The 1,057-nt window shown below is 72.8% G+C and carries 2 pseudogenes; both read left to right on the top strand.

Annotation, left to right across the window (positions count from 1 at the left end):
• A pseudogene (locus AX685_RS13670) lies at positions 1 to 675 on the top strand (Ti-type conjugative transfer relaxase TraA); the annotation flags it as partial.
• Between the two features lie 9 nt (positions 676 to 684).
• Positions 685 to 1,057: pseudogene (locus tag AX685_RS21690) on the top strand (DUF6118 family protein); the annotation flags it as partial.

Raw genomic sequence — 1,057 nt, 5'->3', positions numbered from 1 at the left:
GCGGAGAAGGTCCGCGACAAGGCGCGCGGCATGTTCGCGGGGTTCCGGCCGAAGCCGGCGACCGAGAAAACGACGTTGCCGGAGCGCGGCGCGGCCAGCCTGTCCCGAGCGCAGTCGAGGGAGCCGCTGGCGCCCTCGCAGGCCCGCGCGATCGAGCGCTATGGCCGCGCAGCGGCCGACATGGATCGGATGCGGGCGCAGGGGCTGCCAGTGTTGGCGCACCAGGAGAGCGCGTTGCGGCGGGCGGGCGAGGCGCTGGACGCGATCCGGCCCCATGCCGCGCGCGACCTCGCCAGCGCGATCGAGCGCGACCCCCGGCTCGCGCGCGACGCGGCCGAAGGGAACACGGGCGGGGCGGCCAAGGCGATGGAGGTAGAGCGCCAGGTCCGTATCGACCCGGAGAAGCGTGCGGGGCGCTTCGTGGAGCAGTGGCAGGGCATGAAGGCAGCGCGGGCCAGCATGGAGCGCGCCGGCGACCGTGCGGGCGCGGAAAAGCTGGGCAAACGCATGGAGAGTATCGCGGGCGGGCTGCACCGCGACCCGCAGCTCGAATCCGCCTTGAAGCGGCACGCGCCCGAGCTGGCGTTGAGCATGGAGCGGAGCCGGTCGATCGGGCAGGAGCTGGCGCAGTCGGTCGGACAAGGCCGCAACCGCGATCGTGGCATGAGCCGGTAAGGGGGACGGGTGACGGACGAGGACAACAGCCAAGGAACCGACGCAGCCGAGGCGTTCGAGGCCATGTGCGTCGAGCTGGCGCTATTGCGCCGCGCCGTGGAGGGTCTGGCGGCCGAGCGCGGCGCGATCGACTTTCCCGACTATACCGAGACGTTGGGGCGGATGCAGAAGGGCGTGGACGCTACGGCCGACCGTATCGCGGCCATCAACGACGTGATCGCGCGAAGTCCGGCGCTGGCGATGACGCCGGAGCAGATGGCGCAGCGGATCGCCGCGGCGGGCAGCGCGGCCCGGCGCGAGGACCAGGCGGCGCTCGCCAAGGCGGGTGAGGACAAGGCCCGCGTCATGGCCGAGCTTCGCGCCATCGCCGGGTCCGCATGGA

It is taken from the genome of Sphingomonas sp. CCH9-F2, from assembly GCF_001556735.1.
In the GTDB taxonomy this organism is placed as follows: domain Bacteria; phylum Pseudomonadota; class Alphaproteobacteria; order Sphingomonadales; family Sphingomonadaceae; genus Sphingomonas; species Sphingomonas ginsenosidimutans.
Note: the sequence above shows the minus strand (reverse complement) of the source record. Positions and strands in the feature narration are given on the sequence as shown.